This window comes from Couchioplanes caeruleus, assembly GCF_003751945.1.
Lineage (GTDB): Bacteria > Actinomycetota > Actinomycetes > Mycobacteriales > Micromonosporaceae > Actinoplanes > Actinoplanes caeruleus.
Window position 1 is genome coordinate 7885517 of sequence record NZ_RJKL01000001.1, and the last position, 13117, is coordinate 7898633.

Below are 13117 nucleotides of genomic sequence, written 5' to 3' on the forward strand. Positions count from 1 at the left end.
GCCGCACTGCGCGGAGACCCCTGGGATGGAGATCGCACGTGCACGAGATCAAACACTGGCTCGACGGTACGGCCGTCGAGGGTACGAGCGGCCGGCGGCTGCCCGTCTACGACCCGGCGACGGGCGAGCAGCAGGCGTACGTGGTCGCCGCGACCGCCGAGGAGACCGTCCGCGCGGTGGCCTCGGCCCAGCGGGCGTACCCGCTGTGGCGGGCGGCGTCGCTGTCGCGCCGAGCCGAGGTGATGTTCCGCTTCCGCGAACTGGTCGACGCCCACCGCAAGGAGATCGCCTCCCTGATCAGCGCCGAGCACGGCAAGACCGTGGCCGACGCGGCCGGCGAGCTCGCCCGCGGCCTGGAGAACATCGAGTTCGCCGCGGGCGCACCGCATCTGCTCAAGGGCGGCTTCAGCGAACAGGCCTCCAGCGGCGTGGACGTCTACTCGATCCGCCAGCCGCTCGGCGTGGTCGCCGGCATCACGCCGTTCAACTTCCCGGCCATGGTGCCGCTCTGGATGCTCTGCAACGCCCTGGTCTGCGGCAACACGTTCGTGCTCAAGCCCAGCGAGAAGGACCCGTCGGTCTCGCTGATGCTGGCCGACCTGCTGCGCCAGGCCGGGCTGCCGGACGGCGCCTTCAACGTCGTGCAGGGCGACCGCGAGGCCGTCGAGACGCTCATCGACCACCCGGACGTGCAGGCGCTGTCGTTCGTCGGATCGACCCCCGTAGCGCGCGCCGTCTACGAGCGGGGCACGCGGGCGGGCAAGCGGGTGCAGGCGCTGGGCGGCGCGAAGAACCACATGGTGGTGCTGCCGGACGCCGACATCGGCGCGGCGGCCGACGCGGCGGTCAGCGCCGGGTACGGCTCCGCGGGCGAGCGCTGCATGGCGGTCTCGGTCGTCGTCGCCGTCGGCGCGAGCGCGGACCCGCTGGTCGAGGCGATCAAGGAGCGGGTCGGCCGGATCGCGGTCGGCCCGGCCACCGACCCGTCCGCCGAGATGGGACCGCTGATCAGCCGCGAGCACCGCGACCGGGTCGCCGGCTACCTGGCCGAGCCCGGCGCGGCGGAGGTCGTCGTCGACGGACGGTCGGCGCCGGTCTGCGCTCTCCCCGGCTTCTTCCTCGGCGCCTCGCTGGTGGACCGGGTGCCGACCGACTCGCCGCTCTACACCGACGAGATCTTCGGCCCGGTGCTGGCGGTGGTGCGGGTGGACACCTACGAAGAGGCCCTCGCCCTGGTCAACGACAACGAGTTCGGCAACGGCACCGCCATCTTCACCCGCGACGGCGGCGCCGCCCGGCAGTTCCAGTACGACGTCCTGTGCGGGATGGTCGGCGTCAACGTGCCGGTGCCCGTGCCGGTCGCCTACTACAGCTTCGGCGGCTGGAAGTCGTCGCTCTTCGGCGACCTGCACATGTACGGCCCGGAGGGCCTGCAGTTCTACACCCGCGCCAAGGTCGTCACCTCCCGCTGGCCAGATCCCGCCACGTCCGAGGTCGACCTCGGCTTCCCGAAGGTACGGTGAGAACGATGGACATCGGTGTCGTCCTGCAGTGCGACCCGCCGTCGAGTGAGGTCGTGACGCTGGCGAAGCGCGCCGAGGACCTGGGCTTCAGCCACGTGTGGACGTTCGACTCGCACGTGCTGTGGCAGGAGCCGTTCGTCATCTACAGCAAGATCCTCGCGGAGACCTCGCGGGTCGTCGTCGGGCCGATGGTCACCAACCCGGGCACCCGGGACTGGACGGTCATCGCCTCACAGTTCGCCACCCTCAACGAGATGTACGGCAACCGTACGATCTGCGGGATCGGCCGCGGCGACTCGGCGCTGCGGGTCCTGGGCCTCACGCCGAACACCCTCGGCCAGCTCCGGGAGAGCATCGGCGTGATCCGCGGGCTGGCGAGCGGCGAGACGGTGACACTGCGCGACCGGGAGCTCCGGTTCGCCTGGGCCCCGCACAGCAGGCTGAACGTGTGGGTGGCCGCGTACGGTCCCAAGGCCCTGGCCCTGACCGGCGAGGTGGGCGACGGCTTCATCCTGCAGCTCGCCGACCCGGACATCGCGGCCTGGATGATCAAGGCGGTCCGGACCGCGGCGGAACGGGCGGGCCGCGACCCGGCCGCGATCAAGTTCTGCGTGGCGGCACCGGCGTACGTCGGCGACGACCTCGCCCACCAGCGGGAGCAGACCCGCTGGTTCGGCGGCATGGTGGGCAACCACGTCGCGGACATCGTCGCCCGCTACGGCGCCGACGGCGCCGTGCCGCAGGTGCTGACGGACTACATCAAGGGCCGCCAGGGCTACGACTACGCCGAGCACGGCCGGGCCGGGAACTCCCACGCCGCGTTCGTGCCCGACGAGGTCGTCGACCGCTTCTGCCTGCTGGGCCCGGTCGAGAACCACCTCGCCCGGCTGGCGGAGCTGCGGGAACTCGGCGTCGACCAGTTCGCCCTCTACCTGCAGCACGACGACAAGGAGGGCACGCTCGAGGCGTACGGCAAGGACGTCATCCCGGCGCTGACCTGACGGCGGGCCTGCTACAGCGAGGTGAGGCGGGCGGCGAGGGCGACCGCGGCGATGTCGCCCTCGCGCAGCCGCGCCGCCGCGTCCGCCTCGCCGAGGCTGGCGAGCCGCTCGGCCGCGGTGTTGATCAGGCGCTGGTCGCCGCTGGTGAGCAGCTTGCGGGCGAGGTTGGCCTGGATCGGGCTCAGCTCCGCGTACGCGCACGTGTCGAGCGCCTCCACGGTCTCCTCGTCGAGCTTGCCGGCCAGGGCCCGCTCGGTGACGATGCGCAGCAGCCACGACGGCCACCAGCTGTAGCGGCCGAGCAGGTGGCCCGAGCGGACCGCCTCGCCCGGCGACTGCCCGCCCTCGAGCAGCCGCAGCGTCATCGGAATGTCGAAGCGTTCCAGGCGCAGCGCGGTGACGAACAGCCGGCGCAGCTTGACGCTGCCGACCAGCCGCTCGGCCTTGGCCGCCGCCTCGCCGTAGTCCCCCCGCAGGGCCGTCAGCATGATCGCCGCCTGATCGATAGCGATGGCGGCACCGGCCGAGCGCTCCTCGATCCGCTGCAGCGTCTCCCCGAGCCGCTCGACGGCATCCCGGGCCCGCTCCGCCCGTTCCTCGTTGGCGGGACGCTCGAGGTACCCCACCACCGTATCCGTGGCGAGCTGCACCTCGCGGCGCAGCAGGGGTGCCGAGATGTGCGGAGTGACGAGGTCGCCGAGGCCCTCGACCAGATAGGCCCGGTCGAATCGGTCCGAGTGTTCCAGGAACTGCGCCCACCACGACGCCAGGTGCACCTCCACACCGACCAGGGTGGCGGAAACGGTGCCGGTGCGGGACCGAAACGCCCGGACTCGTCCCTGTGAAGGGGGCTGAATCCGCCGGGGAAGTGACGCCACCCGCGCCGTTCGGTCGTCAGGGTCGGTTGCGGGAGCCGGGCGGGCGTCCGGGGCCGGGCCGGCTCGATTTAGGTGCCCGCGCTGGCGAGGCGCTGGTCGCACGCAGGTTCCGAAACCCGCGCCGCACCCGGGCCGGGGTGAGTCGTTCCAGCGGCAGCGGGCGTTCCCACGGCCGGCGCAGATCTTGCGCGAGCGGCCGGGCAAGGTGCAGCTGAGTATGCGCGGCCAGCACCAGCCACGTCCACCGGTCCGCCGCGGCCGGCTCGCGGAGCTGCGGGGCGGTCCAGCCCAGCATCTGCTTGAGCAGGCGGAAGGTGTGTTCAATATCGAAGCGGCGCAGGAACGCCTGCCAGCACCGGTCGACATCCGCGGCAGCGGCGTCGACCTTGGACCACCACAGCCACAGCGGCTTCGGCTCGCCCTGGCTGGGGAGCCGGTCGACGGTGAGCCGGATGACGGTGCCAGCGATGATCGGCAGCGGCTCGTCGTGATCCGCCCAGGCCGCGCGGCGGGTCAACCGTGGGTGCAGCCGGTCCCATGCTCGTGCCCGGGCGTGGCCGTAGAGGCGGGTGTCGGTGACTGTCATCGCGTGCTCAGCGCCCCAGGTGGCGGGGGCGCCGAAGACGAACTCGCCGCCATGCTTGGCCGGCCGGCCGCCCAGTGGCTGGTAGACGCGTGGCGGGGTCGGGCGGCGCAGCACCCGGTCCGAGCGCATCCGGCCCAGGATCTCGACCGGCAGGTCGCGCAGCAGCCAGGCGATGCGCGGTGCTTCGTAGCCGGCGTCGAGCACGATGAGGATGTCGCGGTCTCCGGGCTTCCACTGCCCGGCGGCGGTGAGGCGGTCGACGAGCTGGCGGATCTGCGCGCACGTGACCGCGGTGACGTCCGCGGCCGGCGGCAGGCGGACCGCGTCGAGCAGGGCGGTCCAGGAGGTCCGACCCGTTTCCAGGGCGGCGACGATCGAGTACGGCCAGCCCGGGATCATCCGGTGCTCGTCCTTGCCACGCCCGTACGTGTGGCAGAACGAGCGCTGCGGACTGCACGCACCGTCCGGGCGCAACCACGGCGAAACGTCCACCGCGAGGACTAGGCGGCCGTCCGCCGCCCGCGGCAACGGCAACCCGGCCAGGCGCCGGCGCAGCGACTCCACGTCTATGCGGCCGTGATTGAGCGCGTCATACATGGCGCCGTGGCCGCGCCGGTGCTCCGGGGCAAGAGACAACCCGACCAGCGTCTTCACCGGCCCGTCAGTGCACAACAGCGCATCGGACAGCTCGAACAAGGCGTCCGCCCGCCGGGTCATGCATCGGTAGAGCTGCTCGCGGAAGCCCGCCAGCACATCGATCGCTTCTGCTCGGCCTGTCATAACCGCCACAACGGGCATCGATGAGCAGCGGATGCGGAGAGCCGGCGCTTGCACGCAGGCTTGCGGAGGAGGGGTCGCTTGCGCCAAACCTCGGCACCAAGCAGGCAGCACGCCGGGACCTCTGTCATGAGCAACATCTCACCGTTTGAGGCCATCGACAGTGGAGGATTTCGATAGCGTTGCCGAATGCGGATCTTGCACCTGTCGGACACCCACCTCACTCGAGTTCCCGGCCTTGACGGTGACGGCGTCGACACCCGAGAGTCGTTGCGCCGCATCCTGCACGACTGCGCCGAGCTTCCCGCCCTGGATGCGGTGGTAGTTACCGGAGACGTCGCCGATGACGGATCGCGCGAGGCCTATACCGACGCGCTGGAGTTGATCGGCGCATTCGCCATGCAGCGCCACATCCCGGCCATCTTCAGCACCGGCAACCACGACGGGCGAGCGGCGTTCACTGCCGTGCTGGGCACCGGCCACCTCGACGCCGAAGGAAAGGACCGGCCGGAAAACCGGCTTGATACGAACGACGGCGCCCGGGCGGCGGTGACCACGGTTGCCGGATACCGGATCGTCACGCTCGACTCCCTCGTGCCGGGTAGGGGATACGGCCAGATCAGCCCGGCGCAACTGGCGTGGCTGCGCGACGTTCTCGCTGAGCCGGCGCCACACGGCACCGTACTGGCCTTTCACCATCCGCCCGTCGTCGTGCCCGGCGTAGCGGTTCAGGACGCACTCGGGTTACGCAACGGGCAGGACTTGGCCGACGCGATCGGCGGTACGGACGTGCGGATCGTGCTCTGCGGACACTTCCATCTGCAGATTTTCGGAACGCTCGCGGGCGTGCCGGTCTGGGTGACACCAGGCGTCGTCACCCGCATCGATCTGACCGCCTCTCCAGGGACGGAACGAGCGGTCAAGGGAGCCTCGGCGTCGCTGATCGACCTTGGAGGCCCTCACTCGCCGGTGTGCCACACGCTGCACGCGCGTGACCCGCACGTCGGCCAAACAGCCTACGAGGTCGATGCCGTGGAACTCGGCTCCATCATCGCCGAACTGGGACCGCCTGCTTATAGCCAGTCAGTTGGGCCGATCCCCTCCACGCATTGAGCGAGTCCAGAGGTTAAATCACAAGCTGAAGCACTCCCACCCCTGCGGCTACATGGTCAGCACCGAAATGGACTGCACGAGCCGCACGGCCCAGCGGGCGATCGAAGGCTTTCTGGCCCGGGCCAGAACCACCGACGGCATCAACATCCTCTATCTGTCCTGTCACGGGATCCAGGACGATCGAGGGCGGCTCCACTTTGCTTTCGCGGACACGGCTATGCGTCGTTCGACGGGCAGTGGGTGGTGATCGGCAAGGACGGCCTCGGCCAGGCCGGCAAGGGTGAGCGCCGGTTCCACGTCGGACGGCTCGTCGGCATCGCGAGCCGTCCGGCGACCCGGTTCACCTACGGGTTCCTCCAGGTCCTCGTCGACGGAGTCGAGCCCGCGCCCGTCGTGCGCTTCGGCGCGCACGCCGGCCGGCCGCCGATGGACGACTTCGCCTCCATCTCGTTCGCGCACAAGGCCAACGCGGACGCGGAGCGCCTCGGCGCCGCGGTGCAGGCGGCCATCGACGTGGGGCGGGGCATCCGGCCCGCCGTCGATGCGGCGGCGGAGATGTTCGCGAGCTCGGCGGTGTCCTGCTTCGTCGTGCCGCTCGCCGTGCTGGTCATCCTGGCGATTCTGGACCTGCGGCGGGTGCGCCGCGGGCGGCGCTAGGCGACCTCCCGGCCGGCCGGGACGGGACCTCCCGGCCGGCGCGGCGGGTCACTGCAACTGCAACGGGACGACGTCGGGAGCGCCGAGGCGGGCCGCGTCGGCCGTCTCGTCGTCGGGTTGCTCCTGGGACGCGAGTTCCGCCTCGACCCGCAGGCGGTAGTTCTCCACCTCGCGTTCCCGCTGCTCCTTCGTCCAGTCGAGGACGTCGCCCATCAGGTCGGCGGCCATCGGGGCCGCGGCGACGCCGCGGTCGAAGGTTTCGATGGAGATGCGGGTACGCCGGGTGAGGACGTCCTCGAGATGACGGGCGCCCTCGTGGCCGGCCGCGTACGTGATCTCGGCCCGCAGGTGGTCGTCGGCGCCTTCCAGGGGTTTGCCGAGCGACGGGTCCTCGCGGATCAGGTCCAGCAACTCGTGCACCAGGGACCCGTACCTCTTCAGAAGATGCTCGACGCGGGCCACGTGCAGGCCCGACTCCTCGGCCAGTACCCGGCGGCGGTTCCACAGCGCCGTGTATCCCTCGGCACCCAACAGCGGTACGCGTTCGGTGCACGAGCGTGGCACCGAGCGGCCCAGACCGTGGACGGCCGCGTCGATCGCGTCCTTGGCCATCACGCGGTACGTGGTGTACTTGCCGCCCGCCACCACCACGAGACCCGGGACCGGGCTGGCGACCGTGTGCTCGCGGGACAGCTTCGAGGTCGACTCCGACTCGCCGGACAGCAGCGGGCGCAGGCCGGCGTAGACGCCCTGGACGTCGGTGCGGGTCAACGGGGTCGCCAGCACCTGGTTCACCTGGTCCAGCAGGTAGTCGATGTCGGTGCTGGACGCCGCCGGATGGGACTTGTCCAGGGCCCAGTCGGTGTCCGTGGTGCCGATGATCCAGTGCCGGCCCCACGGGATCACGAAGAGCACGCTGCTCGGCGTGCGGGTGATCAGGCCCGTGGACGACTGGATCCGGTCGCGCGGCACCACCAGGTGGATGCCCTTGCTCGCGCGGACGTGGAACTGGCCGCGCTCGCCGATCAGCGCCTGGGTGTCGTCCGTCCACACGCCGGTCGCGTTGACGACCTGCTGGGCGCGGACCTCGAAGGTGCGGTCGTGCTCGAGGTCGTGCACCCGGACGCCGGTGACCCGTCCGCCCTCGCGCAGGAAGCCCACCACCTCCGTGCGGGAGGCCACGTGGGCGCCGTACGACGCCGCCGTGCGGGCCAGGAACATGGTGTGCCGGGCGTCGTCGATCTGGGCGTCGTAATACTGCAGCGCCCCGACCAGGGAGTCCTTCTTCAGGGCCGGGGCGGCCCGCAGCGCGCCGCGGCGCGACAGGTTGCGGTGCCGGGGCAGGCCGCCGCTGGTGGTGGCCATCAGGTCGTAGAGCTGCACGCCGGTGCCCGCGTACAGCCGCTCCCAGACCCGGTGTTGCAGCGGGTAGAGGAACGGCACCGGGCGGGCCAGATGCGGCGCGAGCCGTTGCAGGATCAGGCCGCGTTCCCGCAACGCCTCGCGGACCAGCGCGAAGTCGAGCATCTCCAGGTAGCGCAGGCCACCGTGGATCAGCTTGCTGGAGCGGCTGGAGGTGCCCGACGCGAAGTCGCGCGCCTCGACGAGCCCGACGGACAGGCCGCGGGTGGCGGCGTCGAGGGCGCAACCCGCGCCCGTCACGCCGCCACCCACGACAAGCACGTCCAGCTCGCCCTCGGCCATGGCGGTCAGGGCCGCCTCACGACCGGCGGGGGAAAGAGCTGTCTCAGTCAATGTCTACCCAATCGAGAGTGCGCTGGACCGCCTTCTTCCAGCGGCCGTACCCGTCTTCGCGTTGCTCGGGGGACCACTCGGGCTGCCAGCGCTGTGATTCGTTCCAGTTCTCACGCAGCTCGTCGGTCGACTTCCAGAAGCCGACCGCGAGACCGGCCGCGTACGCGGCGCCGAGCGCGGTCGTCTCCGCCACCACCGGGCGGCTCACCGCGACGCCGAGCACGTCGGCCTGGGTCTGCATGCACAGGTTGTTGACGGTGATGCCGCCGTCGACCCTGAGCACGTCCAGGGTCACGCCGGAGTCCTGTGCCATCGCCTCGACCACGTCGCGGGTCTGGTAGCAGATCGACTCGAGGGTGGCCCGGGCCAGATGCGCGTCGGTGTTGAAGCGCGACAGACCCACGATCGCGCCGCGGGCGTCGGAGCGCCAGTACGGCGCGAACAGGCCGGAGAACGCCGGGACGAAGTAGACGCCCCCGCTGTCCGGGACCTGCGCCGCCAGCGTCTCGCTCTCCGCCGCGTTGTTGATCACGTGGAGCTGGTCGCGCAGCCACTGCACGGCCGAGCCGGTGACCGCGATCGAGCCCTCCAGGGCGTAGACCGCCGGGGCGTCACCGAACTTGTAGCAGACCGTCGTCAGCAGGCCGTGCTCCGACCGTACGAGATCCGTGCCGGTGTTGAGCAGCATGAAGTTGCCCGTACCGTAGGTGTTCTTGGCCTCGCCGACGTTGAAGCAGACCTGCCCGACCGTGGCGGCCTGCTGGTCGCCGAGGTCGCCGGTGAGCGGCACCTCCCCGCCCAGCGCGCCCGGGAAGCGGGCGACGCCGTAGGTGTTCGGATCCGACGACGGCCGGATCTCGGGCAGCATCTGCCGCGGGATGTTGAAGAAGCCGAGGAGCTCGTCGTCCCAGTCGAGGGTCTCGAGGTTCATCAGCATGGTGCGGCTGGCGTTGGTGACGTCGGTGACGTGGTTGCCGCCGTCGACGCCGCCGGTGAGATGCCAGAGCAGCCAGCTGTCGGTGTTGCCGAAGATGGCGTCGCCGCGCTCGGCGGCCTCGCGGACCCCGTCGACGTTCTCCAGGATCCACTGGATCTTGCCACCGGAGAAGTACGTCGCCGGGGGAAGGCCGGCCTTGCGCCGGATGACGTCGCCGCGGCCGTCGCGGTCCAGCGCCGAGGCGATCCGGTCGGTGCGGGTGTCCTGCCAGACGATCGCGTTGTAGTACGGCCGCCCGGTGCGCCGGTCCCACACCACCGTGGTCTCGCGCTGGTTGGTGACGCCCAGCGCGGCGAGGTCGCTCGCCTGCAGGTTCGCCTTCTGCATCGCGGTGCGGATCACCGAGGCCGTACGGTCCCAGATCTCGATCGGGTTGTGCTCGACCCACCCGGCCTGCGGCAGGATCTGCTCGTGCTCGAGCTGGTGGCGGGTCACCTCGTTGCCGCCATGATCGAAGATCATGAAACGGGTGCTGGTCGTGCCCTGGTCCACTGCGCCGACGAAGTCAGCCACGTCGTGCCTCCACGGTCTCGGGGGTGTCGGGTAGGCGGCCCGGTTCGGGGGCGTCTTCCTTGGGCAGGAACCGTCCGATCAGCGCCTTGTAGAGCCCGGCGCCGAGCAGACCGCCCAGAATCGGTGCCACGATCGGTATCCAGAAATACAGGTAGCCGGTCTGGTCGCGGAACGCCCCGCCGTACCCGGTGAAGAAGCTCGCCAGGCGCGGGCCGAAGTCGCGGGCGGGGTTGATGGCGTAGCCGGCGTTGGTGCCCCAGGCCATGCCGATGGCGACCACGACCAGGCCGATGACGAAGGGTGCGAGATTCGCGGCCGGGGGAGTGCCGGCCGCGTCGGTGATCGCCAGGATCAGGAACAGCAGGATGGCCGTACCGATGATCTGGTCCCGGAAGGCGCCCCACTCACCGACCGGAAGTGTCCCGTTTCCCGGCAGGGTGGAGAAGACGCCCTGCGTCTTGATGGTCAGTTCCGGGTCCGCCTGGTGCAGGACCTCGGTGTAGTTCCACCGCACCAGCAGCGCGGCGACGAACGCGCCGAGGGTCTGGGCGAGGCAGTAGGGAGCCACCTTGCGCCACTCGAAGCCCTTGAAGGCCGCGAGCGCGATGGTGACAGCGGGGTTGAGGTGGGCGCCGCTGATGCGTCCGGCGACATAGACGCCGAGCATCACGCCCAGGCCCCAGGCCCAGGCGATGCTGTCATGATCGCCGATGCCGCCGCCCGCTACCTGCGCGACGACACCGACCCCGAAGAGAATGAGGATCATCGTTCCGGCGAACTCCGCGGCGAGTTCGCCGGCGAATCCCGGAGTCTTCCAGCGTGCTGCCATGCCAGAGAAGCTATGAACGGCATCACAGCTCGGCAATTGACCTGGTTCGGCATTGTCGAACGCGAACCGGTGAGCCCGGGTTATGTCTGGCATAAAGTCCGTACCGTGCCCGGAACGGTCCAGTCGATCGAGCGAGCCGCCGCGATCCTGCGGATGCTCGCCGGCGGCTCGGGGCGGCTCGGGCTCAGCGAGATAGCGCGCTCGCTCGACCTGGCGAAGGGCACGGTGCACGGGATCCTGCGCACGTTGCAGCACGTCGGCTTCGTGGAGCAGGACCGGGCGTCGGGCCACTACCAGCTCGGTGCCGCGCTGCTGCACCTGGGCACGAGCTTTGTGGACATCAACGAGCTGCGGTCCCGTTCCATCAACTGGGCGGACCCGCTGGCGGCGCGCTCCGGCGAGGCCGTCCGGATCGGTACGGTCCTGGAAGGACGCGTGCTGGTCGTGCACCACGTGTTCCGTCCCGACGACACCATCCAGACCCTGGACATCGGCTCGCTCCTGCCGCTGCACGCGACCGCGCTCGGCAAGGTGCTGCTGGCGTACCGGGCGGCCCGCCCACCGGAGTCGCCCGAACGCTTCACGCACCGCACGGTCGTGGCACCCCGGGAACTCGCCGCGGAACTGGACAAGATTCGCGCGGCGGGCTGGGGCGCCGACATCGAGGAGTACGCCGTCGGCGAGGCGGCCGTCGCCGCGCCGATCCGCGGATACGGCGGCCTGGTCGTCGGCGCCATCGGCGTCTCCGGCCTGGTCGAGCGGATCTGCGACAGCAGGTACCGACCGCGGCCGAAACTGGTCGGACACGTCCGGGACGCGGCCCGGGCGATCTCCCGCGACCTGGGAGCCGCCCGGCACTGAGCAGCAGAGGGAGGGCCTCATGACCGAGCGCTTCGTGGTCGCGATCGACCAGGGAACCACGTCGACGCGGTGCATCGTGTTCGACCGGCGCGGTCAGCTCGTGTCCCTCGCCCAACAGGAGCACAAGCAGTTCTTCCCGAAGCCCGGCTGGGTCGAGCACGACGCCGCGGAGATCTGGCGCAACGTGGAACGCCTGGCCCCGCTGACGCTGCGCCGCGCCGGGATCACTGTGGACCAGGTCGCCGCGGTCGGCATCGCCAACCAGCGGGAAACCACGGTGCTCTGGGACCGGCGTACGGGCGCCCCGATCGGCCGCGCGCTGGTCTGGCAGGACACCCGCACCGACTCGCTGGTGCACCGCCTGCTCGCCGAGCCCGGCGCCGAGCAGGTGCAGCAACAGTCGGCGCTGCCGCTGGCCACGTACTTCTCCGGGCCGCGGCTGCGCTGGATGCTGGACCACACTCCCGGCCTGCAGCAGCGGGCCGAGCTCGGCGAGGTCCTGTTCGGCACGATGGAGACCTGGCTGATCTGGAAGCTGACCGGCGGCGCCGTGCACGCCACCGACGTGACCAACGCCAGCCGCACCAACCTGCTCGACGTGCACACCCTCGACTGGTCGCCCGAGGCGCTGCACTTCTTCGGCATCCCTCGGGCCATGCTGCCCGAGGTCAGGCCGTCGGTGGAGGTCTTCGGGACGGCCACGGCGGCCTTTCCGGGGGTACGGATCGGCGCCGCGCTCGGCGACCAGCAGGCGGCGCTGTTCGGCCAGACCTGCTTCACCCCCGGAGAGGCCAAGTGCACGTACGGCACCGGCAGCTTCCTGCTGCTCAACACCGGCACGGAGCTGGTGCGCTCGGACAACGGGCTGCTCAGCACGGTCGCGTACCAGATCGGCGGCGAGCCGGCCCACTTCGCGCTCGAGGGCTCGATCGCGATCACCGGCTCGCTGGTGCAGTGGTTCCGCGACCAGCTCGAGCTGATCACCAGCGCCCCGGAGATCGAGACGCTGGCGCGGACGGTCGCCGACAACGGCGGCTGCTACATCGTCCCGGCGTTCTCCGGCCTGTACGCCCCGCACTGGCGCTCGGAGGCCCGGGGGGTGATCGTCGGGCTGACGTCGTACATCACCAAGGGCCACCTGGCCCGGGCCGTGCTGGAGGCGACGGCCTGGCAGACCCGCGAGGTGGTGGACGCGATGAACGCCGACTCGGGCCTGACGCTGAAGACGCTGAAGGTCGACGGCGGGATGACCGCGGACAACCTGCTCATGCAGTACATCGCGGACGTCCTCGACGTGCCGGTGGTGCGCCCGCTCGCGGCGGAGACGGTGTCGCTCGGCGCGGCGTACGCGGCGGGCCTGGCCGTGGGCCACTGGCCGGACCTCGAGGACCTGCGCCGCAACTGGCACCGTGCGGCGCAGTGGCTCCCGGCGATGGACCCCCGACGGCGCGACACCGAGTACGCGAACTGGCGGCGCGCCGTCGAGCGCACCTTCGACTGGATCCGGCCGGACTGCTAAGGTTTCCCCGTCGCCGGGCAACCGGGCGGCGTGCGGACGTAGCGCAGCTGGTAGCGCATCACCTTGCCAAGGTGAGGGTCGCGGGTTCGAATCCCGTCGTCCGCTCTC

10 protein-coding genes, 1 tRNA gene and 1 pseudogene are annotated in these 13117 nt (G+C 70.8%); 7 read left to right on the plus strand and 5 right to left on the minus strand.

Features of this window, described 5'->3' with window-relative positions:
• Window positions 1-38: 38 nt before the first annotated feature.
• Both EDD30_RS35535 and EDD30_RS35540 read left to right on the plus strand, forming a co-directional pair.
• Window positions 39-1523, plus strand: coding sequence for a CoA-acylating methylmalonate-semialdehyde dehydrogenase (locus tag EDD30_RS35535; RefSeq protein ID WP_123678697.1), 1485 nt, complete (start codon window positions 39-41; stop codon window positions 1521-1523).
• Between the two features lie 5 nt (window positions 1524-1528).
• Window positions 1529-2524, plus strand: a complete 996-nt coding sequence (locus EDD30_RS35540; RefSeq protein ID WP_071805495.1) for a TIGR03842 family LLM class F420-dependent oxidoreductase — start codon at window positions 1529-1531, stop codon at window positions 2522-2524.
• Window positions 2525-2535: 11 nt separating this feature from the next.
• Here the strand turns inward: EDD30_RS35540 and EDD30_RS35545 are convergent, their stop codons facing one another.
• Window positions 2536-3306 carry a hypothetical protein gene (locus EDD30_RS35545; RefSeq protein WP_244945515.1) on the minus strand — a complete coding sequence of 257 codons (771 nt, stop codon included), beginning with the start codon at window positions 3304-3306 and terminating at the stop codon, window positions 2536-2538.
• A gap of 118 nt (window positions 3307-3424) precedes the next feature.
• Window positions 3425-4786: pseudogene (locus EDD30_RS35550) on the minus strand (NF041680 family putative transposase); the annotation flags it as partial.
• 168 nt (window positions 4787-4954) lie between these two features.
• Between EDD30_RS35550 and EDD30_RS35555 the strand changes: the two are divergent.
• Together EDD30_RS35555 and EDD30_RS35565 are read left to right on the plus strand one after the other, a co-directional pair.
• Window positions 4955-5878: a metallophosphoesterase family protein gene (locus EDD30_RS35555; RefSeq protein WP_071805496.1), complete on the plus strand. Its 924-nt coding sequence runs from the start codon at window positions 4955-4957 to the stop codon at window positions 5876-5878.
• Between the two features lie 159 nt (window positions 5879-6037).
• Window positions 6038-6535 carry a DUF4429 domain-containing protein gene (locus EDD30_RS35565; RefSeq protein WP_342353768.1) on the plus strand — a complete coding sequence of 166 codons (498 nt, stop codon included), beginning with the start codon at window positions 6038-6040 and terminating at the stop codon, window positions 6533-6535.
• A gap of 48 nt (window positions 6536-6583) precedes the next feature.
• On the opposite strand, the gene EDD30_RS35570 is transcribed toward EDD30_RS35565, so the two are convergent.
• From EDD30_RS35570 to EDD30_RS35580, 3 genes are read right to left on the minus strand one after another with little or no spacing between them, the layout of a single operon-like run.
• Window positions 6584-8290, minus strand: a complete 1707-nt coding sequence (locus tag EDD30_RS35570; protein WP_394328250.1) for a glycerol-3-phosphate dehydrogenase/oxidase — start codon at window positions 8288-8290, stop codon at window positions 6584-6586.
• Window positions 8283-9800 (minus strand): glycerol kinase GlpK, encoded by a 1518-nt coding sequence (gene glpK, locus EDD30_RS35575; protein ID WP_071805504.1) that lies wholly within the window; start codon window positions 9798-9800, stop codon window positions 8283-8285. The genes EDD30_RS35570 and glpK (EDD30_RS35575) overlap by 8 nt, the downstream gene beginning before the upstream one ends.
• On the minus strand, window positions 9793-10629 hold the full coding sequence (locus EDD30_RS35580) for an MIP/aquaporin family protein (RefSeq protein WP_071805506.1): 837 nt from the start codon (window positions 10627-10629) through the stop codon (window positions 9793-9795). The genes glpK (EDD30_RS35575) and EDD30_RS35580 overlap by 8 nt, the downstream gene beginning before the upstream one ends.
• A 105-nt stretch (window positions 10630-10734) precedes the next feature.
• Between EDD30_RS35580 and EDD30_RS35585 the strand changes: the two genes are divergently transcribed.
• The 3 genes from EDD30_RS35585 to EDD30_RS35595 all read left to right on the plus strand — a co-directional run bounded on the left by EDD30_RS35585 (window position 10735) and on the right by EDD30_RS35595 (window position 13114).
• A complete protein-coding gene (locus EDD30_RS35585; protein WP_071805528.1) occupies window positions 10735-11490 on the plus strand; it encodes an IclR family transcriptional regulator in 756 nt (251 codons plus the stop codon).
• 19 nt (window positions 11491-11509) lie between these two features.
• Complete coding sequence (gene glpK, locus EDD30_RS35590; RefSeq protein WP_071805508.1) at window positions 11510-13009, plus strand: glycerol kinase GlpK; 1500 nt, start codon at window positions 11510-11512, stop codon at window positions 13007-13009.
• Between the two features lie 32 nt (window positions 13010-13041).
• Window positions 13042-13114: transfer RNA gene (locus tag EDD30_RS35595), tRNA-Gly, on the plus strand.
• Window positions 13115-13117: the final 3 nt, after the last annotated feature.

Coding starts and splice junctions, on each gene's coding strand:
- EDD30_RS35540 (WP_071805495.1), top strand. CDS start 1,529: ATGGACATCGGTGTCGTCCTGCAGTGCGACCCGCCGTCGAGTGAGGTC.
- EDD30_RS35555 (WP_071805496.1), top strand. CDS start 4,955: ATGCGGATCTTGCACCTGTCGGACACCCACCTCACTCGAGTTCCCGGC.
- glpK (WP_071805508.1), top strand. CDS start 11,510: ATGACCGAGCGCTTCGTGGTCGCGATCGACCAGGGAACCACGTCGACG.
- EDD30_RS35580 (WP_071805506.1), bottom strand. CDS start 10,629: ATGGCAGCACGCTGGAAGACTCCGGGATTCGCCGGCGAACTCGCCGCG.